The following is a 21,043-nucleotide window of genomic DNA, read 5'->3' as shown; positions in this document are numbered from 1 at the left end:
GGACGGTCAGTCCGCCCGGCCGACCCGCAGCTCGAGGCCGTCGACGCGCTCGGACACGACGGCGTCGTTCGCCAGGGCGGCGTTGACCTGACCGAGCACCGCGTCGAGGCCCGCCCGGTCCAGCCCGGCGTCGATGCGCAGCACGACGGCGACCTCCGCGCGCCGCCCCGGCTCCGCCCACGCCCGCGCGACGTGCGGGATCCCGGCGAGCGCGCCCTGGACCGCCGCGAGCACCTCGGGGTCCACCGCGCCGTCGACGACGGTCGGCGACCAGTCCTTGCCCTGGGCGAGCGCCCACACGGCCGGCCGGGGCACGAGCGCCGTCACGGGGCCGCCCGGGTCGAGGACGAGCAGCGACCAGTCCTCGCTCACGGCGGACAGCGCCGCGCGGCGGGCGTCCACGGGGACGGGGCGAGCGCTCGCGCGCCACGCCGCCATCGTCGCCACGGACGTGAACACCGGGAGCGCGCGGCGACCGTCCGGCGCCTCGATCGCGACGACGCCCGCCGATGCCTCCTTGTCGACGGTGTGCCCGTGCTCGCCCTCGCCCGCGCTCTCGAGCTCGGCCAGGATCGGGACGAGGACGCGCGTCTCGCCGAGCCGCGCGACGACCTCGGCCAACGAGCCCGAGCCCGCGGCGTAGGCGTCGAGGAGCGCGGCCAGCTCCGGGTCCGCCGAGCCGTCGTCGCCCGCGAAGCCGGAGGACGGGGGCAGCGCCTTCCCTGCGGAGCCCGTCGTCACGGCCGACCCGCGACGTCGAGCGCCTGGGGCAGCGTGAACGCGCCCGCGTAGAGGGCCTTCCCCACGATCGCCCCCTCGACGCCCGCGGGCACGAGCGCGCGCAGCGCCTCGAGGTCGGCGAGGCTGGAGATGCCGCCCGACGCGACGACCGGCGCCTCGGTGCGCGCCGCGACGTCGCGCAGGAGGTCGAGGTTGGGGCCGCGCAGCGTGCCGTCCTTGGTCACGTCCGTGACGACGTAGCGCGCGCACCCGGCGGCCTCCAGACGGTCGAGGACCTCCCAGAGGTCGCCGCCCTCCTGGGTCCACCCGCGCGCCGCGAGCGTCGTGCCGCGCACGTCGAGGCCGACGGCGATCGCGTCGCCGTGCTCCGCGATGACCTTCGCCGTCCACTCGGGGTTCTCGAGCGCCGCGGTGCCGAGGTTGACGCGGCGCGCGCCCGTGGCGAGCGCACGCTCGAGCGACGCGTCGTCGCGGATCCCGCCGGAGAGCTCGACCTGGACGTCGAGACGCGCGACGACGTCGGCGAGCAGCTCCGCGTTGGAGCCGCGGCCGAACGCGGCGTCGAGGTCCACGAGGTGGATCCACTCGGCACCGCCCGACTGCCAGTCGAGCGCGGCGGCGAGCGGGTCGCCGTACGAGGTCTCGGAGCCGGCCTCGCCCTGGACGAGGCGGACGGCCTGGCCGTCGGCGACGTCGACGGCGGGGAGCAGCACGAGGCGGTCGGTCACGGGGTTCTCCATCGGTGTCGGCGGCGCGTCGCTGTCGCGCCGGGTGGTGCGCGCCGGGCGAGGTGCACCCGGCGCGCGGTCGGTCAGAGCGAGCGGACCCAGTTCTCGAGCAGGGTCGCGCCCGCGTCGCCGGACTTCTCGGGGTGGAACTGCGTGGCGGACAGCGGCCCGTTCTCCACGGCGGCGACGAACCTCCCGCCGTGGTCGGACCACGTGACGAGCGGTCGCCGGATCGGCGAGTCGGCGGGCAGGTCCTGGCCCGTCGTGAAGGACCGGGCGGCGTAGGAGTGGACGAAGTAGAAGCGCTCGTCCTCGACGCCGCGGAACAGCACGCTGCCCGCGGGCACGTCGACCGTGTCCCAGCCCATGTGGGGCACGACCTCCGCCTCGAGCCGGTCGACGAGACCGGCCCACTCCCCCAGCCCGTCGGTCAAGGTGCCGTGCTCGTCGCCCCGGTCGAACATGACCTGCATGCCCACGCAGATGCCGAGCACGGGGCGCCCGCCGGCGAGCCGCCGTCCGACGATCTCGTCGCCGCGGACGCCGCGCAGGCCCGCCATGACCGCGGCGAACGCGCCGACGCCGGGGACGACGAGCCCGTCGGCGTCCTGGGCCGCGGCACGGTCCGCGGTGAGCTCGACGTCCGCGCCGACGCGCTCGAGCGCACGCACGGCCGAGCGGACGTTGCCGAACCCGTAGTCGAGGACGACGACGGACGGGCGCCGCACGCCCGACGCCTCACCGACGACCGGCTCGCTCATGCGCCGCTCTTCCGGGCCCGGCGCGCGGCGGACGTGAGCAGCCGCATCGCCTTCCAGCGCGAGATCGACGAGCTCGCGACGACGCCGGCCTGGTCGGCGAGCGTCGTCGTGCCGGTGAGCAGGTCCTCGAGCGCCTCGGGCGCGCCGCCGAGCACGAGGCCCGGCGCGAGCTGGTCGCCCGGGGCGCCGTCGGTCCAGCGCGTCATCGTGAGCTGTTCGCCGCTGCGCGCCACGAGCACGAGCGGCACGCCCTTGACCAGGGTGGTCAGCGCGGCGGCGGCGTGCGCGGGCGCGTCACCGGCCGTGTCGCGGAGCACCGCGACGGCGCCCACGTCGGTCGGCACGACGTCGGCCTCGACCTGGGCGAGCGAGCACGCCGCGGCGAGCGGCTCGGCCCCGGCGATCTGCGTGATGAGCGCGACGAGGTCGGGCGCCGCGGAAGGACCCGTGAGGGACGAGAGGTCGTCCGGGATCTCGACGCCGTCGAGCGCGTCGTCGTCGTGCGTGCTCACAGGGCCCCCTTGGTGGACGGGACGCCCTCGACGCGCGGGTCGGGAGCGACCGCGGCGCGCAGGGCGCGGGCGAGGGCCTTGAACTGCGCCTCGACGATGTGGTGCGGGTCGCGACCGGCGAGGACGCGCACGTGGATGCAGATGCCCGCGTGGTGCGCGATCGACTCGAGCACGTGGCGCGTGAGCGACCCCGTGAAGTGCCCGCCGATGAGGTGGTACTCCTGGCCCTCCGGCTCGCCCGAGTGGACGAGGTACGGGCGTCCGGACACGTCCACGACGGCGAGCGCGAGCGCCTCATCGAGGGGAACGGTGGCGTCGCCGAAGCGGCCGATGCCGGCCTTGTCCCCGAGCGCGACGCGCAGCGCCTCGCCGATCGTGATCGCCACGTCCTCGACGGTGTGGTGCGCGTCGATGTGCGTGTCGCCCGTCGCGACCACCTTGAGGTCGATGAGCGAGTGCTTGCCCAGCGCCGTGAGCATGTGGTCGTAGAACGGGACGGTCGTCGAGATCTCCGTCCGTCCCGTGCCGTCGAGGTCGAGCTCGACGAGCACGCTCGACTCGGACGTCGCGCGCTCGATGCGCGCGGTGCGCTTCACAGTCCTGCCACCTCCACGAGGGCCTGTCGGAAGGCCCGCATCTCCTCGCCGGTGCCGATCGACACCCGCAGCCAGCCGTCGGGACCAGTCTCCCGGATGAGCACGCCCCGCTCCAACAGGCCCGCCCAGACCGCGTGCCGGTCGTCGAACGTGCCGAAGAGGACGAAGTTCGCGTCGGACTCCGCGACCGCGAGCGCGCGCCCGTCCGGGTGCCGCAGCGAGCGCAGCCACGCGACGGTCTCGTCGCGCCGCTCGCGCAGGGCCGAGACCTGCGCGAGCAGCTCCGCCGAGTGCGACAGGGCCGCGCGCGCGACCGCCTGGGTCACGGCGGACAGGTGGTACGGGAGCCGGACCACGCGCAGCGCGTCGACGAGCTCGCGCGACGCCGCGAGGTAGCCCACGCGGGCGCCCGCGAGCGCGAACGCCTTGGACATCGTGCGCGTCACGGCGAGGTTCGGGTACCGGTCGAGCAGCTCGAGCGCGGAGGGCGTGCCGGCGCGGCGGAACTCGCCGTACGCCTCGTCGACGACGACGACGGCCGGCGCCTCGCGCCCGTCGGCGAGCGGCACGCGGACCGCGAGCGCCGCCTCGCACACCGCCTCGACGGTCGCCGCGGGCAGCGCGGTCCCGGTCGGGTTGTTGGGGCTCGCGAGCAGGACAACGGACGGCTGCTCGCGCGCGACCACCTCGCGCGCGTGCTCCGGATCGAGCGTGAAGTCCTCGGCGCGGCGCCCGACGACCCACGCCGTGTGGGTGTCGCGCGCGTACTCCGGGTACATCGAGTACGTGGGCGCGAACGACACCGCGGTGCGGCCCGGGCCGCCGAACGCCTGCAGCACGTGGAGCATGATCTCGTTCGACCCGTTGGCCGCCCAGAGCTGCTCGGCGCCCAGCGCGACGCCGGACTCCGCGCCCAGGTACGCCGCGAGGTCGGCGCGCAGCCCGAGGAAGTCGCGGTCGGGGTAGCGGTTGAGCCCGGCGGCGGCGTCGCGCACGGCCTGCGTGATCGTCGCGACGACGGCCTCGCTCGGCGCGTGCGGGTTCTCGTTGACGTTGAGCAGGACCGGGACGTCGAGCTGCGGCGCGCCGTACGGCTCGACGCCGGCGAGCTCGGGGCGCAGCGGGAGCAGGGGCCGTCCCGCGACGGAGGGTGGGGTCACCCGGACAGTCTACGAACCGGGCGCCCACCGACGTCCGTGACGTCCGGCACGCGGGCAGCGGCGCTGGTCGTGGCCGGGCTCGCGCCGACCTCGCGCCCGGCGCGCGGTCCCCGGCCGCCACGTCAGGCGGACGTGACCTCGCCGCCGTCGACCGTCACGGGCACCTCGGGCAGGGGCGCGGGTGCCGGCCCGCCGAGCACGGCGCCGGTCGCGAGGTCGTAGCGGGACGCGTGGCACGGGCACAGGAGCTCGCCGTCCCCGGGCGCGACCGTGCAGCCCTGGTGGGTGCAGATCGCGCTGAAGGCCGCGAACGTCCCTTCCTCGGGCTGCGTGACGAGGAGCGGGGCCCCCGCGACGGTGACCGCGAGCGCCCCGCCGACCGGGACGTCGTCGGTGCTGGCGAGCGCCTGTCCGGGCTCGACGACGGCCTCGCCCCCGCCGGAGCCGTCGTCGCCGCTCGTCGCCCCGTCCTGCGTCCCCGACGGCTCGCCGCCGCACGCGGCGAGGAGGGCGAGCGCGGCGCCCGCGCCGGACCCGGCGAGGACGACGCGCCGCGTCGGCGTCACCGCGTGGGGGACACGCGGCCGCGGGGCCGAACCCCGGTCCGGGCCACGGGCCGGAGCCCTCGTGCTCCGGTCGGGTCCGGCGCCGTGCGCGGCGTCCGCGCGGTGCGGTGCGTCCATGTCCGGCCTCCCTGCACGGTGCCTGCACGGCGGACCCCTCGACCCGCCCCGGCCGCCCGGCGCGCGAGACGACGTCGGCGGCGGTTCCATTGAAGCACCGGGGCGCGCGGGCCCGCGCCCCGACCGCCCACGAGCGGAGGAGACGACGATGTCCGTGACCACGGGGCCGCCCACGCCGCCCATCCGGGAGGGCCGCGCGCTCGGCGCGTGGGTCCTGCGCGGCCTGACCGCCGCCGGGCTGCTGCTCTCGGCCGACGTCCACCTCGCCCTGTTCGTCGAGGGGTACCGCGACATCGACGTCGTCGGCCCCCTCTTCGCGCTCAACGCGGTCGCGGGACTGGTCCTCGGCCTCTTCGTGCTCGTGTGGCGGCACTGGCTCCCGCTCCTCGGCGCGGTCGGGTTCGGGGCGCTCACCCTCGCCGCGTTCTACCTGTCGACGACCGTGGGGTTCTTCGGCGTGAACGAGACGGTGGGCGGGACGCAGCAGGTGCTCGCCGCGGTGAGCGAGTGGGTCGTCGTGGTGGCGGGGACTCTCGCCCTCGTCGTGGAGAGGCGAAGGTCACGAGCCGCACGGCCCTGAGTCGTCGATACCGCCGCTCACCGCGCCGGCCCTCCCCGGCGCGCGTAGCGTCGAGGACGAGGCAGGACCGCCGGCACGGTCCGGCCGCCACTCTCCCCGAGGATCCGAGGTGATCGTCATGCCCACCATGCGTGCCGCCGTCGTCCACTCCTTCACGGACCCGCTGCGCGTCGACGAGGTCGAGGTCCCCACCCCCGGACCGCACGAGGCCCTCGTCAAGGTCGACTACACCGGCGTGTGCCACACCGACCTGCACGCCGCGCACGGCGACTGGCCGGTCAAGCCCTCGCCCCCGTTCGTGCCCGGCCACGAGGGCGTCGGCACGGTCGTCGCGGTGGGCGACCAGGTGACCCGCGTCCGGGACGGCGACACGGTCGGCAACGCCTGGCTCTGGAGCGCGTGCGGCGAGTGCGAGTACTGCGAGACGGGCTGGGAGACGCTGTGCCCGCACCAGAAGAACGGCGGCTACTCGGTCGACGGCTCGTTCGGCCAGTACATGCTCGTCGACTCGCGCTACTGCCCGGTGGTCCCGGACGGGGTCGACCTGTCCGCCGTGGGGCCGATCCTGTGCGCGGGCGTCACCGTCTACAAGGGCCTCAAGGTCACGGACACCCAGCCCGGCGAGTGGGTGCTGGTCTCCGGGATCGGTGGGCTCGGGCACATCGCGGTGCAGTACGCCGTCGCGATGGGCCGCCGCGTCGCCGCGGTGGACGTGGACGACGAGAAGCTCGCCCTCGCGCGCAAGCACGGCGCGGAGGTCACGGTCGACGCCGCGACGTCGCCCGACGCCGCCGCCGAGATCCAGGAGCAGACGGGCGGCGGCGTCCACGGCGCGCTGGTCACCGCCGTCAACGCGCACGCGTTCCCGCAGGCCGTGGGAGCGCTGCGCCGCGGCGGCACGGTCTCGCTCGTCGGGCTCCCGCCGGAGAAATTCCCCCTCGACATCTTCACGACCGTCCTCTTCGGGCTGACCGTGCGCGGGTCGATCGTCGGGACGCGCAAGGACATGGCGGAGGCGCTCGACTTCTTCGCCCGCGGGAAGATCAGCCCGACGTACACGGTGCGCCCGCTCGACGACATCAACGCGATCTTCTCCGAGATGGAGGAGGGCAGGATCGACGGTCGCGTGGTCATGGACATGCGCTCCTGACGTCCCACGCGCTCGGCTCCCGCGGCCCGCGACCCCGTCCCCGGGGTCCGCGGGCCGCGGCCTGTGCACGACGACCCGAGGGTCGGCGGGTGCGCCTACGATCGTGCGGGTGAGCCCCACCGACCCGTACGCCGACCTGCCCTTCGACCCGGCCGACGCGCCGCCGCTCGACGAGCCCGCCGACCCGTACGGCGACCCCTGGGCGGAGGCCGCGCCGTCGGGGCCAGGCCCGGACCCGGCGCCGGCGCCGCGCGTGGCGGTACCGGACGGCACCGACCTCCCGACCCGTGCGTCCTCCCCCGCGCCCGACGGCGGGGAGGCCGCCAAGCGGGCCAAGCTCGCCATGCTGCGGGGCCTGCTCGACGGCCAGTCGCTGCGCGAGGACGCCGAGACGGCGCTGCGCGCGCTCGTGGGGCGCGACGACGCGGCGCTGCGCGAGGACCAATGGCGCGCGATCGAGGCGCTCGTGGCGTTCCGGCGTCGTGCGCTCGTCGTGCAGCGCACCGGGTGGGGCAAGTCCGCGGTGTACTTCGTGGCCACGCGTCTGCTGCGCGACCGCGGCGCCGGGCCGACCGTCATCGTCTCCCCGCTCCTGGCGCTCATGCGCGACCAGATCTCGGCCGCGGCGCGGGCGGGCATCAAGGCCGTCACCATCAACTCCGCCAACGTCACCGAGTGGGACGACGTGCACCGGGCCATCGCCGCCGGCGAGGTCGACGTGCTGCTCTGCTCGCCCGAGCGGCTCAACAACCCGGGCTTCCGCGACGAGGTGCTCCCCCGGCTCGCGGCCGACGCCGGCCTCGTCGTCATCGACGAGGCGCACTGCATCTCGGACTGGGGCCACGACTTCCGGCCCGACTACCGCCGCATCCGCACGCTCCTCGCCGACCTGCCGCCCGGCATCCCCGTGCTCGCGACGACGGCGACGGCGAACGCGCGCGTGACGGCGGACGTCGCCGAGCAGCTCGGCGTGACCGCGGCGCACGCGTCCGGCGCGGCCGCCGGAGCCGGCGAGGCGGGCCACGAGGACGTGCTCGTCCTGCGCGGCGGGCTGGACCGCGAGTCGCTGCACCTCGCCGTCCTGCGCCTACCCGACCAGCCCACGCGCGTCGCGTGGCTCGTCGAGGCGCTGCAGGACGTCGACGGGTCGGGCATCGTCTACTGCCTCACCGTCTCCGCGGCCGAGCAGGTCGCGAGCCAGCTCCGCGCGGCGGGGCTCGCCGTCGCCTCGTACACGGGCCAGACCGACCCGGCCGAGCGCGAGCGCCTGGAGGAGGACCTCAAGGAGAACCGGGTCAAGGCGCTCGTGGCGACCTCGGCACTCGGGATGGGCTTCGACAAGCCCGACCTCGCGTTCGTCGTCCACCTCGGTGCGCCGAGCTCGCCCATCGCCTACTACCAGCAGGTCGGGCGTGCGGGCCGCGGCGTGGACTCCGCCGTCGTCGTGCTGCTGCCCGGCGAGGAGGACCGGCGCATCTGGGAGTGGTTCGCCTCGACCGCGTTCCCGCCGCAGTCCCAGGTCCGCGCGACGCTCGACGCCCTGAGCACCGGAGGGACCCAGTCGGTCGCGCAGCTCGAGACGCAGGTCGACCTCAAGCGCTCGCGCCTCGAGGGCATGCTCAAGGTGCTCGACGTCGACGGCGCCGTCCGGCGCGTCAAGGGCGGCTGGGAGGCCACGGGGCGGCCGTGGACGTACGACGCGGAGCGGTACGAGCGAGTCGACGCCACGCGCACCGCCGAGCAGCAGGCGATGCTCGACTACGAGGCGACCGACGGGTGCCGCATGGCGTTCCTGCGTGCCGCGCTCGACGACCCGGAGCTCGAGGACGGGTGGCGCTGCGGGCGCTGCGACACGTGCGGCGGCGTGACGCTGCCCGCGCTCCCGGACGCCGAGGCCGTCGCCGCCGCCCGCGCCGACATGGACCGCCCCGGGGTGGAGGTCGTGGCACGCCGCCAGTGGCCGAGCGGCATGGACCGCCTGGGCCTCGACCTGCGCGGGCGCCTCGGCGCGGACGAGCTCGCGGAGACCGGCCGGGCCGTCGCGCGGCTCGACGGGCTCGGCTGGTCGGCGCCGCTGCGCGAGCTCTTCGCCCCCGGGACACCCGACGGCGACACGCCCGTCGCGCTCCGGCGCGCGGCCGCGCGGGTGCTCGACGACTGGGCGGAGCTCTACGAGGCCGCCGCTGCGCCGGAGGCGGAGACCGGGCCCGGCGAGGGCGCCGAACCCGGCACCACGGCTCCCGCTGGACGCCGGCTCCTCGTGGACGGCGTCGTCGAGGTCCGCTCGGCGACGCGACCGCGGCTCACGTTCCACCTCGCGAACGGGCTCGCGAGCTACCTCGGCAAGCCGCTCATCGGCGCCGTCGGGCCGGTCCCGGGCCGCGAGGAGCCGGGCCGGCACGACGTGAACTCCGCGACCCGGCTCGCGGGGGTCGCCGGCCGCCTGCACCTCGAGCTGTCGGACGCCGCGCGGGCGGGGCTCGCCGGTCGCCGCGTGCTCCTCGTCGACGACTACACCGAGTCGGGCTGGACCCTCACCGTCGCGGCGCGCCTGCTGCGCCAGGCGGGCGCCACCGCCGTGCACCCCTTCGTCCTGGGGGTCCGCTGACGGCCCCGCGAGCGCATCACCACCGCAGGCGCAGCTCCGTGTACGTCGTGTCGACGAAGCCGAGCCCGCGGTACAGGGACTCGCCGTCGGGCGTGGCGTGCAGGGAGACCGAGTCCGCCCCGTTCGCGCGCGCCCAGTCGAGGGCCGCGACGACGCACGCACGCGCGTAGCCCTGGCCCCTCGCCCCGGGCACGGTGCAGACGTTCGACACGTGCGCCGTCGTGCCGTGCGGGTTCCGCGCGGACGGCACCGACCGGTGCAGCTCGACGAGGGCGCACGCCGCGACCTGGTCGGGCGCGTCGACGACGAAGGCGACGACGTCCTCCGCGCCGAGCCTGCGGGCGAACCACTCCCTCGCCCGGCGCTGCCAGGCGCCGTCCTCGGAGTCCGACTCCCCCATCGCGCGCATGAGGTGCACGCGCAGGGCGACGAGGTCGTCGGCATCGCGCGGGACCGCGCGCCGCACCGGCACGCGGTGCTCGCGCGCGGCCGTCACAGGAACCGCGCCCGCACCGCCTCGCCGTGGGCCGGGAGGTCCTCGTCGTTCGCGACGGCGACGATCCGGTCCGCCAGCTCCTCCAGAGCGTCACGGTCGTACTCGACGACCTGGACCGCCTTGACGTAGCTGTGCACCCCGAGGCCGCTCGAGAAGTGCGCGCAGCCGCCGGTCGGCAGCACGTGGTTGGACCCGGCCATGTAGTCGCCGAGCGAGACGGGCGACCAGGGGCCGACGAAGATCGCACCCGCGCTCGTGACCCGCTCGGCCAGCGCTGCCGCGCCGTCCGCCTGGATCTCGAGGTGCTCCGCGCCGTAGGCGTCGACCACCTGCAGACCGTGCTCGAGGTCGTCGACGAGCACGATCGCGGACTGCGGACCGGCGAGCGCCTGCGCGACGCGCGCCGCGTGCTTCGTCGCCGTCACGAGGTCCGCGAGGCGCGCCTCGACCGCGGCGGCCAGCTCGACGGACGGCGTGACGAGGACGGCCGCCGCGAGCGGGTCGTGCTCGGCCTGGCTGATGAGGTCGGCCGCGACGTGGCCCGGGTCGGCGGTGCCGTCCGCGAGGATCGCGATCTCGGTGGGGCCGGCCTCCGCGTCGATGCCGACGACGCCGCGCACGAGCCGCTTGGCCGCGGCCACGAACACGTTGCCGGGACCGGTCACGACGTCGACCGGCTCGCACAGCACGCCCCCGTCCTGCGGCTCGCTGCCCGTGGCGCCGTAGGCGAACATCGCGACCGCCTGCGCACCGCCCACCGCGTAGACCTCGTCGACCCCGAGCAGCGCGCAGGCCGCGAGGATCGTCGGGTGCGGCAGGCCGCCGTTCTCCTTCTGGGGCGGCGACGCGACCGCGAGGCTGCGGACGCCCGCCTCCTGCGCCGCGACGACGTTCATCACCACCGACGACGGGTAGACCGCGAGGCCGCCGGGCGCGTAGAGCCCGACGCGCCGCACCGGCACCCAGCGCTGGCGGACCTGCGCCCCGGGCGCGATCTCGACCGTGAAGTCCTGCGGGCGCTGCGCGGCGTGCACGAGCCGCACACGACGGATCGCCTCCTCCAGGCCTGACCGGACGTCGAGGTCGAGGCCCGCGAGCGCGTCGGCGAGCGCGTCGGCCGGGACGCGCAGGTGCTCGGGGCGCACGCCGTCGAACCGCTCGGCGTACTCGCGCAGCGCGTCCGCGCCGCGCTCCCGGACCGCCTCGATGATCGGGGCGACCCGATGCGCCGCGTCCTCGACGCCGAGCTCTGCGCGCGGCAGGGTCTCGACGAGCTCGCGGGCGGACAGGGAACGTCCTCGAAGATCGATACGGGTGATCATGGGGTCGAGTCTAGGAGCCCGCGCGCCGCCGCGACGAGGCGTTTCGTCCACCGGTCGTCCGGTGCCGGCCTCGTCGCCACGGGGTCGTGGCGGCGCCCGCGGGCGGGGACAATGGATCCATGAGCTCCCCCGACGACGCCCGCCCGGTCGAGATCTCCGACGACGTGATCCGCCTCGGCCAGTTCCTCAAGCTCGCCGGCCTCGCCGAGTCCGGCGCCGAGGCGCGCGAGCTCGTCACGGAGGGCGAGGTCCGCGTCAACGGGGAGGTCGACACGCGCCGCGGCCGCCAGCTCCACCGTGGCGACGTCGTCTCGGTCGACCACCCCCAGGGGACCGAGAGCGCGATCGTCGCCTGAGCGACCGTCAGGCCATGTAGGTCGAGGCCATCACCTTGTCGGGCGTGAGGCGGAGGACGACGCGCTCGGGGTTGTGGTCGAGCGGGCGGTACCGACGGGCGTAGCGCGCGACGGCGTCCGCCACCTCGTCCTCGTCCTCGACGACCTCGATCGTGCCCTCGAGCGTGATCCACCGGCCGCCCTCGACCTGGCACACCGCGGCACGCGGGGCGCCCCCGTCGGCGCCCGGCAGGCGCGCGTTGCGGGCCTTGACCGACGCGCGGTTCGTCGTGATGCGCAGCACGCCCGCGTCGGGGTCCCACGTGAAGGCGACGGGGACGACGTGCGGCGTGCCGTCGGCGCGCAGCGTGGTGAGGGTCGCCAGGTGGCGTTCGGTGACGAAGACGAGCTGTTCGGGGTTGAGGCGCATCACGGCGTCGAGCCTACGGGTTCCGGCGCCGACGCTCCCCGCGCCCGCGCGCGTCAGGCGTCGAACCCGAAGGTCATGACCACCGGCACCGTGCCCGCCCGCAGGGCGCGCAGGACGTGCAGCTCGTGCGGGACGACCGGGTCGGGCAGGGCGTCCAGCGCGAACCACCGCAGGTCGGCCGCCTTGTCCTGCTCCTGGAGCGTCGGCTCGCCGGACCAGGCCGCGGTCGCGAAGAAGAAGTCGGCGCGCTGCTCGAGCGCCGGCCCGCCCGGCTCGCCGCGGTGCAGGGCGGTGAGCGGACGCAGGTCGGCGGGGTCGATCTCGACCCCCAGCTCCTCGCGCGCCTCGCGCACCGCCGCCGCGACGACCGACTCGCCCGCCTCGACGTGCCCGGCCGCGGCCGCGGCCCAGAACCCGTCCCGGTAGCCGGTGCCCTGCCGGAGCTGGAGCAGCACCGCGTCGCCGCGCCGCAGCAGCACGTAGGCCGCCGGCACGACCCGGAACCGGTGCGACGCCGAGCCGTCGTCCCACGACGCGCGTCCGGGACCGTCGACCGCCTCGGTCATCCGCGTCAGCCGACCAGGCACGACGGCCCGAGCAGGGCCTTGAGGTCGCCGAACAGCGCCGGTGACTTCTCGACGCGCAGCCCGTCCCCCGCGCGCACGACCGTCGTCTTGCCGGGTTCCAGGACCTGGACGTGGACCTCGGCCGAGCCGGGGTGCGTCGCGAGCACCTCGCGCAGCCGCACGATGATCGGCTCCACGCAGCGCGTGTGGGACACCTTCACGGCGAGCGGCGACTCCGCCCCCACGGTGATGTCGGGCAGCGACACCTCCATCGCCTGGAGCTGCATCGTGTCGTCGCGACGGCGCACCCGCCCGCGCAGCACGACGACCTGGTCCTCGGCGAGGATCGTCGAGTAGGCGAGATAGGTCTCGCCGAAGAACATGACCTCCACGGCACCCTCGAGGTCCTCGATGGTCACCGCCGCCCACGGGTTGCCGTTCTTGCTCATCTTGCGCTGGAGCGACGTGACCAGGCCCGCGATCACCACCGTCGACCCGTCCGGCCGCCCCTCGTCGGCGAGCAGGTTCGCGATGCCGGTGTCCGCGGCCCGTGTGAGCACGTGCTCCAGGCCGGAGAGCGGGTGGTCGGACACGTAGAGACCGAGCATCTCGCGCTCGAACGCGAGCCGCTGCTTCTTGTCCCAGTCCGGCAGGTCGGGCACGTCGACGGAGAACGACATGCCGTCCTCGGCGTCGCCGCCGAAGTCGGCGAACAGGTCGAACTGCCCCTCGGCCTCCTTGCGCTTGACGCTGATGACCGAGTCGACCGCCTGCTCGTGCACGACGAGCAGCGCGCGCCGGGGGTGACCGAGCGAGTCGAACGCGCCCGCCTTGATGAGCGACTCGATGGTGCGCTTGTTGCAGACGACGGCCGGCACCTTGTCGAGGAAGTCGGTGAACGACGTGAACGCGCCCTTCTCCTCGCGCGTGCGGATGATCGCGTCGACGACGTTCGCGCCGACGTTGCGCACGCCCGTGAGGCCGAAGCGGATGTCGTTGCCGACGGCCGTGAACTTGGCCGCGGAGTCGTTCACGTCGGGCGGCAGCACCGTGATGTGCATGCGCCGGCACTCGTTGAGGTACAGGGCGAGCTTGTCCTTGTCGTCCCGCACGCTCTGCAGGAGCGCCGCCATGTACTCGGTCGGGTAGTTCGCCTTGAGGAAGGCCGTCCAGTAGGCGACGAGGCCGTAGCCCGCGGAGTGCGCCTTGTTGAACGCGTAACCCGCGAACGGGACCAGCGTGTCCCAGACCGCCTGGATCGCGCCGTCGGAGTACCCGCGCTCGCGGCAGCCCGCTTGGAAGGGCACGAACTCCTTGTCGAGGATCTCCTTCTTCTTCTTGCCCATCGCGCGCCGGAGCAGGTCGGCCTGGCCGAGCGAGTACCCGGCGAGGATCTGCGCGGCGCGCTGCACCTGCTCCTGGTAGACGATGAGCCCGTAGGTCTCGTCCAGGATCTCCGCGAGCGGCTTCTCGAGCTCCGGGTGGATCGGCTCGATCTTCTGCAGGCCGTTCTTGCGCAGCGCGTAGTTCGTGTGCGAGTTCATGCCCATGGGGCCCGGGCGGTACAGCGCGATGACGGCCGAGAGGTCGTCGAACTTGTCCGGCTTCATCTGCCGCAGCAGCGCGCGCATCGGCCCGCCGTCGAGCTGGAACACGCCGAGGGTGTCACCGCGCGCCAGCAGGTCGTAGGACGCCTTGTCGTCGAGCGCGAGCGACTCGATCTCGATCGGGTCCTTGCCGTTCATCTCGATGTTCTCGAGCGCGTCGTCGAGGATCGTGAGGTTGCGCAGCCCCAGGAAGTCCATCTTGATGAGCCCGAGGCCCTCGGACGTCGGGTAGTCGAACTGCGTGATGACCGCGCCGTCCTGCGGGCGGCGCATGATCGGGATGATGTCGATGAGCGGGTCGCTCGACATGATGACGCCCGCGGCGTGCACGCCCCACTGCCGCTTCAGGCCCTCGATGCCGCGCGCGAGCTCGACGACGCGCTGCGCCTCGGGGTCCGTGTCGTGGAGCTGACGGAACTCCGCCGCCTCGGGGTACCGCTCGTGCTTCGGGTCGAAGATCCCGGACAGCGGGATGTCCTTGCCCATGACCGCGGGCGGCATCGCCTTCGTGAGCTTCTCGCCCATCGCGAAGGGGAAGCCCAGGAGGCGCGCCGAGTCCTTGAGCGCCTGCTTGGCCTTGATCGTGCCGTACGTGACGATCTGGGCGACGCGGTCGTCCCCGTACTTCTCCGTGACGTACCGGATGACCTCCCCGCGCCGACGCTCGTCGAAGTCGACGTCGACGTCGGGCATCGACACGCGCTCGGGGTTGAGGAACCGCTCGAAGATCAGGCCGTGCTCGAGCGGGTCGAGCTCGGTGATCCCCATGAGGTAGGAGGCCATCGACCCGGCCGCCGAGCCACGGCCCGGCCCGACCCGGATCCCCTGCTCCTTGGCCCAGTTGATGAAGTCGGCGACCACGAGGAAGTACCCCGGGAAGCCCATCTGGATGATGACCTCGGTCTCGTACTGCGCCTGCTTGCGCGACGCGTCCGGGATCCCGTTCGGGTACCGCCGGTGCAGCCCGCGCTCGATCTCCTTGACGAACCAGCTCGTCTCGTCCTCGCCGTCGGGGACGGGGAACCGCGGCATGTAGTTCGCCGAGGTGTCGAACGACACCTCGCACTGCTCGGCGATGAGCAGGGTGTTGTCGCACGCCTCGGGCAGCTCGGCGAACACCCGGCGCATCTCCGCCGCCGACTTCACGTAGTAGCCGGTGCCGTCGAACTTGAACCGGTCCGGGTCGTCGAGCGTCGACCCCGAGTTGATCGCGAGCAGGGCCTCCTGGCTCGACGCGTCCTCCTCGCGGACGTAATGGAGGTCGTTCGTCGCGACGAGCGGCGCGCCGATCGTCTCCGCGAGCCGCAGCAAGTCCTGCGTGACCCGGGTCTCGATGTCGAGACCGTGGTCCATGAGCTCGACGTAGAAGTTCTCGCGGCCGAACACGTCCTGGAGCTCGCCCGCGGTCCGCACGGCCTCGTCCCACTGGCCGAGGCGCAGGCGCGTCTGGATCTCCCCCGACGGGCAGCCGCTCGTCGCGACGAGGCCCTTGCCGTAGGTCTGGAGCAGGTCCCGGTCCATGCGGGGCCACTTGCCCATCTGCCCCTCCAGCGACGCCAGCGAGGACGCCCGGAACAGGTTGTGCAGTCCCTCGTTGTCCTTGGCGAGGAGCGTCATGTGCGTGTACGCGCCGCGCGCCGAGACGTCGTCGGCCTCCTGCCCCTGCTGGCCGAACCGCACGCGCGTCTGGTCGAACCGGCTCGTCCCCGGCGTGATGTACGCCTCGACGCCGATGATCGGCTTGATGCCCTTCGCCTGCGCGCGCGACCAGAACTCGAACGCCCCGAACACGTAGCCGTGGTCCGTGGTCGCGATGGCCTTCTGCCCGAGCCGCTCGACCTCGTCGAACAGGTCCCCGATCCGCGCCGCGCCGTCCAGCATCGAGTACTCGGTGTGGACGTGGAGGTGGACGAAGTCCTCAGCGGCGGTCGGCATGCACCGATCCTAAGTCGCCCCACCCACGCGCCCGGGCACCGTCGGCGGTCTCCGGTGTGCTGCGTCGCACACTCCTCGCCGGGGCCCCGGACGAGGGGTCGGGCACGCCGGTCGCCGACGCGTCAGGCGTCGGTCGAGAGGGTCTTCGCGGCGTCGCGGTGGTCGATCCCCGCGTCGAGGTAGACGGGTCCCGAGACGGTGTAGCCGAGCCGTTCGTAGAAGCCGATCGCCTGGACCTGGGCGGAGAGCAGGACGCGCACGAGGCGCCGCCCGTCGGTCCCCGGCGTCGCGTGCTCGGCGAGCGCGATCCCCTCCAGCGCGCGCATCACCGCGGTGCCCGCGCCGGTGCCGCGCGCGGCCGCGGACACCGCGACCCGCCCGACGTGGACCTCGGCCGGGTGCGCCGGGTCGGTCAGCAGCCGCCCCGTCCCGACGACCAGGTCCTCCTGCTCGCGGTCGCGCACGAGGACGTGCGTCGTCGTCGGCGCGGTGTCGAGGTCGTCGATCTCCTCCTCGACGGGGACGCCCTGCTCGTCGACGAAGACCGCGAGCCGCAGCGCGTGCGCCGCGGCCAGCCCGGCGTCGTCGACCACGCGCTCGACGACCAGCCGACCGTCCCCGGCCGTCTCGGCACCCGCGGCTGCCCTCGAGCTCACGCGTACGCCCCGCGCAGCACCTCGAGCGCGTGCGCGAGGTCGTCCGGGTACGCGCTCGTCAGCTCGAGCCACTGCCCGGTCGTCGGGTGCTCGAACCCGAGGCGCACGGCGTGGAGCCACTGTCGTGCCAGGGCGACGCGCGAGGCGAGCACCGGGTCGGCACCGTAGGTGAGGTCGCCGACGCACGGGTGGCGCAGCGCGGAGAAGTGCACGCGGATCTGGTGCGTGCGCCCGGTCTCGAGGTGCACCTCGACGAGCGACGCCGCGGGCAGCATCTCCAGGACCTCGTAGTGCGTGACCGACGGCTTGCCCTCGGCGGTGACGGCGAACTTCCAGTCGGCGCTGGGGTGGCGTCCGATGGGCGCGTCGATCGTCCCGGTGGTCGGCTCGGGGTGCCCCTGGACGAGCGCGTGGTAGACCTTCTCGACCGTGCGCTCCTTGAAGGCACGCTTGAGCGCCGTGTACGCGACCTCGCTCTTCGCGACGACCATGAGGCCCGAGGTCCCGACGTCGAGCCGGTGCACGATGCCCTGACGCTCGGCCGCGCCCGACGTGGAGATCCGGTAGCCCGCGGCGGCGAGCGCGCCGACGACGGTCGGGCCGGTCCAGCCGGGCGACGGGTGCGCGGCCACGCCCACGGGCTTGTCGACGACCACGACGTCGTCGTCGTCGTAGACGATGCCCATCCCCGGCACGGGCTCGGCGACGACCTCGACCGCCGCCGGGGCGGCGTCGGGCACGTCGACCTCGAGCCACGCTCCCGGGACGAGCCGGTCGGACTTGCCGACCTCGCGGCCGTCGAGGCGGACCGCACCGTCCGCGGCGAGCTCCGCCGCCCGCGTGCGGGAGAGACCGAGGAGACGTGCCAGCCCGGCGTCGACCCGCTCGCCCGCGAGCCCGTCCGGGACCGGGAGGGAGCGCAGGCTCACCGCTCCTCCTCGCCCTCGGCGTGCACCGTCGTCGGGCCGGTCTCGGCCGCCGCCCCGGCGTCCGGCTCGGGCGCCTCGTCGCCACCGTGACGCGTCCCGTCCAGCCCGATGCCGAGGACCGAGAGCACGGCGATCATCACCGCGGCGGTCACGATCGCGATGTCCGCGACGTTGCCCACGAACCAGTTCGCGTAGGCGATGAAGTCGACGACGTGCCCGCGGGCGAAGCCCGGCTCGCGGAAGAACCGGTCCACGAGGTTCCCCAGCGCTCCGCCGAGCAGCAGCCCGAGAGCGACGGCCCACGCGCGGGAGCCGATCCGGCTCACCATGCGCACGATGACGACCACCACGGCCACGACGACGATCGTCAGGACCCAGGTCATCCCCGTCGCGATGGAGAGCGCCGCACCGGGGTTGTAGATGAGCCGGAGCCCCAGCAGGGACCCGAGGAGCGGGATCGTGTCGTCGCCGACCGTGAGGCTGGACTCCGCCCACCACTTGGTGAGCTGGTCGAGCACCAGGACGAGTGCGGCGAGGACGACCGTCCAGACCACGAGGACGCGCCGCGGTCCGCGGCCGGGGGTGCCCGCCTCGGGACCGGACGGGACGCTGGTCTCGGTGCTCGTCTCAGTGCCGGTCTCGGTGCCGGACGCACCGCCGGGATCGGGGGCGTCGGCGGGTTCGGTGGGCTCGGGGAGCGCGGAGGTGGACATCGGCGGCAAGTCTGCCACGTCGGCCACGACCTCTGCGCGGCCCCCGCCCGACCGTCCGTGCGAGCGACGCTCAGCGCCGCTCGGCGCGCTGCTTCGCCTCGACCGAGAGGTTCGCCCGCGGGAACGCCTGGAGACGTGCCTTTCCGATCGGCAGCCCGGTCTCCTCGCAGGTCGCGTACGTGCCCGCCGCGATGCGGTCGAGCGCGTGCGACGTCTGCGCGAGGAGGTCGCGCACGTTGTTGACGAGGGTCAGCTCCTGCTCCCGCTCCAGCGCGCTCGAGCCGGAGTCCGCCTGGTCGTCGCCCGCCCCGTCCCCGGAGTGGCGCAGGAGGTTCGAGAGCTCCTCGTCGGCGGAGGCGAGCTCCCCCTCCAGGCGCTCCTTCTCCGCGAGGAGCTCGGCGGCGAGCTCCTCGGCCTCCCGCAGGGTCCAGGGCTCCTCCCCGTCGCGCACGGGGAAGGACTTGACGTCCTTCGCGAGGTTCGGGAATCGGTCGCGCACGGCCGTGCGGGCCGCGGTGGTGAGCTTGGTCATGTCGCCCCTCCAAGTTCGAGTCACGCGAGAGTAGACGCAGCGGCCGGTACGCACAACACACCACGCCGGGCCGCCGAGGCGGAAAGACGCAGGTGCGAGGCGTACCGGCCGCTGCCGGACGGTCGACGCAGGTGCTAGATGCCGGGAGCGAGGTCGCTCGTCCGGCTCGCCCCGCCGACGTTGCTGCGCGGCGGGAGGGCGCTGCCCCGGTTGTCGAGGTCGCCCAGCAGGTTCTGCAGGTAGCTCTTGAGGCGCGTGCGGTAGTCGCGCTCGAAGATGCGCAGCTCGTCGATCTTGCGCTCGAGGAGCGAGCGCTCCTGCTCGAGCTGCGACAGCGTGCGGTGCGAGGTCTCCTCGGCCTCGCGCACGATGCGCGTGCCCTCCTCCTTCGCCTCCGCGATGAGCCGGTCGCCCTCCTCCTGGCCCGAGCGCACGTAGTCGTCGTGCAGCTTCTGGGCGAGCTGGAGCATGCCGGTCGCCGACTCGGGCTCAGCGCCGTTCTTCGCGACCACGGCCTGCGAGATCGGCGCGACCGGGGCGGGCTCCGGCTCGGGCGCCTTGGGCGCCTCGACGACGGCGGGCTGCACCACGGCGCTGGACGCGTCGGCCCGGCTGAGCTCGGCGATACGACGCTCCGCGGCAGCGAGCTTCGACTTGAGGTCCTCGTTCTCCTCCTGCACGGAGTTGAGAGTCCTCACCACCTCGTCCAAGAAGTCGTCGACCTCTTCGACGTCGTACCCCTCGCGGAACTTCGTCGCCGAGAACTTCTTGTTCAGGATGTCCTCTGCAGTGAGCAGTGCCATCGGTTCACCTCATAGCGTTTGCGTGTCGGTCCGGGCGACCTCGCGATCACCAGAGTCCAAAGTAGCGGAGATTGCCCGTGGGAGCCGGGAGCGGTCGTGCGTTCGCGCGCCGCGCGCCCGTGTGGATGACGTGACGGTGTGGCGTCGGGCCGGTCGCGGTCGGGGCGAACCGGACGTAGCACACCTCGGTGGTCCGCCCGCAGCGGACCTCCGCGTGACGTGCGTCTCAGAGCGACGACACGATCTGCGCCGCGATCGTCACCGCGAAGAAGAGGATGATGAACGCCAGGTCGAGGCGCACCTGCCCCAACGAGAGCGGCGGGATGAGACGGCGCAGCGCGCGCAGCGGCGGGTCCGTCGCCGAGTAGATCACCTCGGCGAGCACGAGCATCACGCCTCGCGGTCGCCAGTCGCGCGCGAAGAACTGCACCCAGTCGAACACGAGCCGACCGATGAGCAGCAGCAGGTAGAGCCAGAGCAGGAATCCGACGATCCCTGTGATGAGGTCCCAGATCACGGGTCAACTGTGCCAGACGCACGTCGCGCGGCCGGGCACGGGACACGCGGGCCGCGAGGCGGACAGCAGGAGAGGGACGGACGTGTCGCCACGTCCGTCCCTCCGTGCGCCGTGCGCGGGGCGCGTGCTCGGCGGGCGCTGCGCGCCCCGCACGCCGTCAGCTCTGGTTGTAGAACCCGGCGCGCCCGGGGGCCGGCGCCGCGGCCTGCTCCTCGCCGGTGATCTCCACGTGCTCGGGCGAGAGCAGGAACACCTTGTTCGTGACACGCTCGATGGCGCCGTGGAGCCCGAAGATGAGTCCGGCGGAGAAGTCGACCAGGCGCTTCGCGTCCGCGTCGTCCATGTCCGACAGGTTCATGATCACGGGCGTCCCTCCGCGGAACGCCTCCCCGATCACGCGCGCGTCGTTGTACGACCGCGGGTGGACCGTCGTGATCCGGCGCAGCTCGGCGGCCGACATGCTCGTCTGCGGCACCTCGCGCGGTCCGAGCGCGCGGTGCAGCGGCGTCACCTGGGCCTGGTAGTCGTGCGACACGTCCGCCCCCGTCTCGTCGAGCTCGTCGACGTACTCGTCCTGCTCGTCCTCGCCGCGATCATCAGCGAGGCCCAGATACAGCATGGTCTTGCGCAGCGCTCCCGCCATGGGCCTTGCTCCGTCCTCGATCGATCCGTCGGTCCACCGG

Annotated in this window: 23 protein-coding genes; 4 read left to right on the top strand and 19 right to left on the bottom strand. The window is 74.0% G+C overall.

Translation table 11 applies throughout. The annotated features are described in order from the left end of the window. Nucleotides 1–6: 6 nt before the first annotated feature. The 7 genes from NHH00_RS08560 to NHH00_RS08530 form a co-directional block, all read right to left on the bottom strand. Entirely contained in the window at nucleotides 7–741 is a 735-nt protein-coding gene (locus NHH00_RS08560) for an SseB family protein (protein ID WP_253051392.1), read from the bottom strand. Further along, nucleotides 738–1,469 (bottom strand): bifunctional 1-(5-phosphoribosyl)-5-((5-phosphoribosylamino)methylideneamino)imidazole-4-carboxamide isomerase/phosphoribosylanthranilate isomerase PriA, encoded by a 732-nt coding sequence (gene priA, locus NHH00_RS08555; protein ID WP_374614627.1) that lies wholly within the window; start codon nucleotides 1,467–1,469, stop codon nucleotides 738–740. Before priA ends, NHH00_RS08560 begins: the two co-directional genes overlap by 4 nt. 83 nt (nucleotides 1,470–1,552) lie before the next feature. Continuing rightward, entirely contained in the window at nucleotides 1,553–2,230 is a 678-nt protein-coding gene (hisH, locus tag NHH00_RS08550; protein WP_253051390.1) for an imidazole glycerol phosphate synthase subunit HisH, read from the bottom strand. Next, nucleotides 2,227–2,742: a hypothetical protein gene (locus NHH00_RS08545; RefSeq protein WP_253051389.1), complete on the bottom strand. Its 516-nt coding sequence runs from the start codon at nucleotides 2,740–2,742 to the stop codon at nucleotides 2,227–2,229. The genes hisH and NHH00_RS08545 overlap by 4 nt, the downstream gene beginning before the upstream one ends. Continuing rightward, nucleotides 2,739–3,338, bottom strand: a complete 600-nt coding sequence (gene hisB / locus NHH00_RS08540) for an imidazoleglycerol-phosphate dehydratase HisB (protein WP_047233989.1) — start codon at nucleotides 3,336–3,338, stop codon at nucleotides 2,739–2,741. The genes NHH00_RS08545 and hisB overlap by 4 nt, the downstream gene beginning before the upstream one ends. After that, nucleotides 3,335–4,498, bottom strand: a complete 1,164-nt coding sequence (locus tag NHH00_RS08535; RefSeq protein ID WP_253051388.1) for a histidinol-phosphate transaminase — start codon at nucleotides 4,496–4,498, stop codon at nucleotides 3,335–3,337. Before NHH00_RS08535 ends, hisB begins: the two co-directional genes overlap by 4 nt. Nucleotides 4,499–4,620: 122 nt before the next feature. Further along, nucleotides 4,621–5,064: a Rieske (2Fe-2S) protein gene (locus NHH00_RS08530; protein ID WP_253051387.1), complete on the bottom strand. Its 444-nt coding sequence runs from the start codon at nucleotides 5,062–5,064 to the stop codon at nucleotides 4,621–4,623. A 265-nt stretch (nucleotides 5,065–5,329) separates the two neighbouring features. Between NHH00_RS08530 and NHH00_RS08525 the strand changes: the two genes are divergently transcribed. The 3 genes from NHH00_RS08525 (at nucleotide 5,330) to NHH00_RS08515 (ending at nucleotide 9,519) form a co-directional block, all read left to right on the top strand. Next, nucleotides 5,330–5,761: a hypothetical protein gene (locus tag NHH00_RS08525; RefSeq protein ID WP_253051386.1), complete on the top strand. Its 432-nt coding sequence runs from the start codon at nucleotides 5,330–5,332 to the stop codon at nucleotides 5,759–5,761. A gap of 118 nt (nucleotides 5,762–5,879) precedes the next feature. Then, on the top strand, nucleotides 5,880–6,911 hold the full coding sequence (gene adhP, locus NHH00_RS08520; protein ID WP_253051385.1) for an alcohol dehydrogenase AdhP: 1,032 nt from the start codon (nucleotides 5,880–5,882) through the stop codon (nucleotides 6,909–6,911). A gap of 343 nt (nucleotides 6,912–7,254) precedes the next feature. Further along, nucleotides 7,255–9,519: a RecQ family ATP-dependent DNA helicase gene (locus NHH00_RS08515; RefSeq protein ID WP_253051473.1), complete on the top strand. Its 2,265-nt coding sequence runs from the start codon at nucleotides 7,255–7,257 to the stop codon at nucleotides 9,517–9,519. A 16-nt stretch (nucleotides 9,520–9,535) separates the two neighbouring features. Here NHH00_RS08515 and NHH00_RS08510 read toward each other — a convergent pair whose 3' ends face one another. Both NHH00_RS08510 and hisD read right to left on the bottom strand, forming a co-directional pair. Continuing rightward, complete coding sequence (locus tag NHH00_RS08510) at nucleotides 9,536–10,015, bottom strand: GNAT family N-acetyltransferase (RefSeq protein WP_253051384.1); 480 nt, start codon at nucleotides 10,013–10,015, stop codon at nucleotides 9,536–9,538. Then, the gene (gene hisD, locus NHH00_RS08505; RefSeq protein WP_253051383.1) at nucleotides 10,012–11,337 is read right to left on the bottom strand and encodes a histidinol dehydrogenase; all 1,326 of its coding nucleotides are present in this window, start codon (nucleotides 11,335–11,337) and stop codon (nucleotides 10,012–10,014) included. The genes NHH00_RS08510 and hisD overlap by 4 nt, the downstream gene beginning before the upstream one ends. A 119-nt stretch (nucleotides 11,338–11,456) precedes the next feature. Here hisD and NHH00_RS08500 point away from each other — a divergent pair, with 119 nt between their 5' ends. Then, nucleotides 11,457–11,693 (top strand): RNA-binding S4 domain-containing protein, encoded by a 237-nt coding sequence (locus NHH00_RS08500; protein WP_253051382.1) that lies wholly within the window; start codon nucleotides 11,457–11,459, stop codon nucleotides 11,691–11,693. 7 nt (nucleotides 11,694–11,700) lie between these two features. On the opposite strand, the gene NHH00_RS08495 is transcribed toward NHH00_RS08500, so the two are convergent. From NHH00_RS08495 to NHH00_RS08450, 10 genes are all read right to left on the bottom strand, one after another. Continuing rightward, entirely contained in the window at nucleotides 11,701–12,105 is a 405-nt protein-coding gene (locus NHH00_RS08495) for a pyridoxamine 5'-phosphate oxidase family protein (protein WP_253051381.1), read from the bottom strand. 50 nt (nucleotides 12,106–12,155) lie between these two features. After that, the gene (locus tag NHH00_RS08490; RefSeq protein ID WP_253051380.1) at nucleotides 12,156–12,668 is read right to left on the bottom strand and encodes an NUDIX hydrolase; all 513 of its coding nucleotides are present in this window, start codon (nucleotides 12,666–12,668) and stop codon (nucleotides 12,156–12,158) included. Nucleotides 12,669–12,673: 5 nt separating this feature from the next. Then, nucleotides 12,674–16,210 carry a DNA polymerase III subunit alpha gene (dnaE, locus tag NHH00_RS08485; RefSeq protein ID WP_253051379.1) on the bottom strand — a complete coding sequence of 1,179 codons (3,537 nt, stop codon included), beginning with the start codon at nucleotides 16,208–16,210 and terminating at the stop codon, nucleotides 12,674–12,676. A 122-nt stretch (nucleotides 16,211–16,332) separates the two neighbouring features. Continuing rightward, the gene (locus tag NHH00_RS08480; RefSeq protein WP_253051378.1) at nucleotides 16,333–16,866 is read right to left on the bottom strand and encodes a GNAT family N-acetyltransferase; all 534 of its coding nucleotides are present in this window, start codon (nucleotides 16,864–16,866) and stop codon (nucleotides 16,333–16,335) included. Then, nucleotides 16,863–17,795, bottom strand: coding sequence for an RluA family pseudouridine synthase (locus tag NHH00_RS08475; protein WP_253051377.1), 933 nt, complete (start codon nucleotides 17,793–17,795; stop codon nucleotides 16,863–16,865). The genes NHH00_RS08480 and NHH00_RS08475 overlap by 4 nt, the downstream gene beginning before the upstream one ends. Beyond that, a complete protein-coding gene (locus tag NHH00_RS08470) occupies nucleotides 17,792–18,508 on the bottom strand; it encodes a signal peptidase II (RefSeq protein ID WP_253051376.1) in 717 nt (238 codons plus the stop codon). Before NHH00_RS08470 ends, NHH00_RS08475 begins: the two co-directional genes overlap by 4 nt. A gap of 70 nt (nucleotides 18,509–18,578) precedes the next feature. Beyond that, the gene (locus NHH00_RS08465) at nucleotides 18,579–19,040 is read right to left on the bottom strand and encodes a TraR/DksA family transcriptional regulator (RefSeq protein WP_253051375.1); all 462 of its coding nucleotides are present in this window, start codon (nucleotides 19,038–19,040) and stop codon (nucleotides 18,579–18,581) included. 134 nt (nucleotides 19,041–19,174) lie between these two features. Then, nucleotides 19,175–19,843, bottom strand: coding sequence for a DivIVA domain-containing protein (locus tag NHH00_RS08460; protein WP_253051374.1), 669 nt, complete (start codon nucleotides 19,841–19,843; stop codon nucleotides 19,175–19,177). 226 nt (nucleotides 19,844–20,069) lie between these two features. Continuing rightward, complete coding sequence (locus NHH00_RS08455; RefSeq protein ID WP_253051373.1) at nucleotides 20,070–20,360, bottom strand: YggT family protein; 291 nt, start codon at nucleotides 20,358–20,360, stop codon at nucleotides 20,070–20,072. Between the two features lie 157 nt (nucleotides 20,361–20,517). After that, on the bottom strand, nucleotides 20,518–21,003 hold the full coding sequence (locus NHH00_RS08450; protein ID WP_047234000.1) for a cell division protein SepF: 486 nt from the start codon (nucleotides 21,001–21,003) through the stop codon (nucleotides 20,518–20,520). Between the last annotated feature and the right edge of the window lie 40 nt (nucleotides 21,004–21,043).

Source organism: Cellulosimicrobium cellulans, assembly GCF_024124905.1.
Lineage (GTDB): Bacteria > Actinomycetota > Actinomycetes > Actinomycetales > Cellulomonadaceae > Cellulosimicrobium > Cellulosimicrobium cellulans_G.
The sequence above is the reverse complement of the archived record's forward strand: the minus strand, read 5'-3'. Positions and strand labels throughout refer to the sequence as shown.

What these genes read in the sequence shown, in the direction of transcription:
- hisH (WP_253051390.1), bottom strand. Translation starts at nt 2,230, where the DNA reads ATGAGCGAGCCGGTCGTCGGTGAGGCGTCGGGCGTGCGGCGCCCGTCC.
- NHH00_RS08525 (WP_253051386.1), top strand. Translation starts at nt 5,330, where the DNA reads ATGTCCGTGACCACGGGGCCGCCCACGCCGCCCATCCGGGAGGGCCGC.
- adhP (WP_253051385.1), top strand. Translation starts at nt 5,880, where the DNA reads ATGCCCACCATGCGTGCCGCCGTCGTCCACTCCTTCACGGACCCGCTG.
- NHH00_RS08515 (WP_253051473.1), top strand. Translation starts at nt 7,255, where the DNA reads ATGCTGCGGGGCCTGCTCGACGGCCAGTCGCTGCGCGAGGACGCCGAG.
- hisD (WP_253051383.1), bottom strand. Translation starts at nt 11,337, where the DNA reads ATGATCACCCGTATCGATCTTCGAGGACGTTCCCTGTCCGCCCGCGAG.
- NHH00_RS08500 (WP_253051382.1), top strand. Translation starts at nt 11,457, where the DNA reads ATGAGCTCCCCCGACGACGCCCGCCCGGTCGAGATCTCCGACGACGTG.
- NHH00_RS08490 (WP_253051380.1), bottom strand. Translation starts at nt 12,668, where the DNA reads ATGACCGAGGCGGTCGACGGTCCCGGACGCGCGTCGTGGGACGACGGC.
- dnaE (WP_253051379.1), bottom strand. Translation starts at nt 16,210, where the DNA reads ATGCCGACCGCCGCTGAGGACTTCGTCCACCTCCACGTCCACACCGAG.
- NHH00_RS08470 (WP_253051376.1), bottom strand. Translation starts at nt 18,508, where the DNA reads ATGTCCACCTCCGCGCTCCCCGAGCCCACCGAACCCGCCGACGCCCCC.
- NHH00_RS08465 (WP_253051375.1), bottom strand. Translation starts at nt 19,040, where the DNA reads ATGACCAAGCTCACCACCGCGGCCCGCACGGCCGTGCGCGACCGATTC.
- NHH00_RS08460 (WP_253051374.1), bottom strand. Translation starts at nt 19,843, where the DNA reads ATGGCACTGCTCACTGCAGAGGACATCCTGAACAAGAAGTTCTCGGCG.
- NHH00_RS08450 (WP_047234000.1), bottom strand. Translation starts at nt 21,003, where the DNA reads ATGGCGGGAGCGCTGCGCAAGACCATGCTGTATCTGGGCCTCGCTGAT.